The organism is Pseudomonas sp. K5002 (genome assembly GCF_013386655.1).
In the GTDB taxonomy this organism is placed as follows: Bacteria; Pseudomonadota; Gammaproteobacteria; order Pseudomonadales; family Pseudomonadaceae; genus Aquipseudomonas.
On sequence record NZ_JACARK010000472.1, the window covers coordinates 1 to 2,158 of the forward strand.

At 62.2% G+C, this 2,158-nt stretch carries 2 protein-coding genes; one reads left to right on the forward strand and one right to left on the reverse strand.

Going from position 1 to position 2,158, the window contains the following annotated elements:
• On the forward strand, positions 1-1,652 hold a 1,652-nt coding region (locus HX846_RS20740), incomplete at its 5' end, for a TonB-dependent receptor (RefSeq protein WP_178966009.1).
• Between the two features lie 66 nt (positions 1,653-1,718).
• On the opposite strand, the gene HX846_RS20745 is transcribed toward HX846_RS20740, so the two are convergent.
• Positions 1,719-2,158: lipopolysaccharide kinase InaA family protein (locus HX846_RS20745; protein ID WP_178966010.1), on the reverse strand; the 440-nt coding region annotated here is incomplete at its 5' end.

Genomic DNA, 2,158 nt, shown 5'->3' on the forward strand with positions numbered 1-2,158 from the left:
CCACGCTGTATGGCAGCAATGCCGGCGGCGTGATCCAAATGTTCTCCCGCAACGGCGAAGGCCCGCCGCGCATCGGTGCCGAGACGCTGGTGGGCAGTGACGGCCTGAGCAAGAACCACCTCACCGCCGAAGGCGCGGCAGACGGCGCAGGCTTCGTGCTGGACGCCTCGCGCATGGACACCGACGGTTATCGCGACCACAGCAGCGCCCGCCGCGACCAGACCTTTGCCAAGCTCAATTTCGAGCCCGATGAAGACAGCAAACTGGCGCTGATCTACAGCAGCCTGGAACAGAACGGCACGCAGGATCCGCTGGGGCAGGCGTGGGATGCGTACAAGGCCGACCCGCGCTCAGTCAGCAGCGCCGCCGAGCTATACAACACCCGCAAAAGCATCGACCACCAGCAACTGGGGATGAATTACGAGCGGTATTTCGGTGATGCCACACTGCAGGTGAATGCCTATACCGGGCGGCGGAGCGTGATTCAGTACCTGTCGATTCCCAAGGGAACGCCCGCCAACGAACGCGGCGGCGGCGTGGTGCAGTTCGACCGCAAGTTCTACGGCGGCTCCGTGCGCTGGATGCAACCGGTCGACAGCGTGCCGGGCGAGCTGATGATCATCACCGGCCTGGATTTCGACCAGAGCGAAGACAGCCGCCACGGCTACCAGAATTACAGCGGCAACACCCTTGGCGTAAAAGGCCAGTTGCGCCGGGATGAAATCGACACCGCCCGCAGCCTCGACCCCTACATCCAGGCCAACTGGGCCATCGACCGCTGGACCCTGCAAGCCGGGGTGCGCCACAGCACCATGGAACTGGACGTCGACGACCAGTTCCTGAGCAACGGCGACTCCAGCGGCAACAAGACCTACCAGAAGAACACGCCGTCCGTGAGCGTGATGTACGCCTTCACGCCCGACCTGCACGCCTACGTCAGTGCCGGCAAGGGTTTCGAGACGCCGACCCAGGCGGAACTGGCCTATGCGCCAGGCAATATCGAAGGGTTCAACTTCGGCCTGAAGCCGTCTGAAAGCACTCAATATGAAGTGGGCCTGAAGGCACAGCTGAACGATACCCGAGTCAACGCCGCTGTCTTCCAGATCACCACCGAGGATGAGCTGGTGGTGGATCAATCGATCGGCGGCCGCACCAGCTACCAGAACGCCGGACGCACCCTGCGTCGCGGCTTCGAACTGGGCATCGAAAGCCAGCTCAGCGAACAGTGGAGCACCAACATCGCCTACACCCGCCTGCAAGCCACCTACGACAGCGACTTCATCGGCGGCGGCAAACCGGTGGACAAAGGCAACTACCTCCCCGGTGTGCCGCAAACCACACTGTTCGCAGAGCTCAACTGGAAGCCCCGAGATTGGGTCAGCACCGCCGTGGAAGGCATGTACCGCAGCAAGGTCTACGTCGAAGACACCAACCAGCAACACGCGGCACCGGGCTACAGCGTGTTCAACTGGCGTGCACGCTTTGAGCAGAAGGTGGAGCACTGGACGTTCCACCAGACCCTGCGCCTGGATAACTTGCTGGATCGCCAATATGTGGGGTCGGTGATTGTCGGAGACGGCAACGGCCGCTATTACGAAGCAGCGCCGGGACGCTCGTGGTATGCAGGCGCCGGCGCCGAGTACACATTTTAGAAACTGACCATCGAACTTGTGGCGAGGGAGCTTGCTCCTGTTGGGCCGCGCAGCGGCCCTAAACCCCTAGCCCACTGCCTTTGGCAACCGCTGATCAATCACCCGATACAACGCACTGCTCTCAGGCCAGTTACGCATAAACCTTGCCCGATCCCTGGCATATGCCGGAGCGAAGCTGCTCAAGGACGTGTGCTGACACATCGAATCCAGGTCGATCAGCGCCCAGCGATCCGTGTTCCAGAACAGGTTATGCCCCTTGAAATCCCCATGGCTGATGCGCTCGCGGATCAACTCTGCGAACAAATAATCCAGGGCCTGCAATTCGGCCTCGGGTGCCTCGCCACTCTCAACATACGGCGCGAACCGCTCGATGATGTCCGGCCCCGGCAGGTACTCGGTCACCAGATACGCGCGGCTGCGCAGCCACAGGAAGCGCTTTTCCAGCAACGCCAGCGGCTTGGGCGTGGCGATGCCGAGGAACGCCAGGCGATTGCCTTCGCGCCACG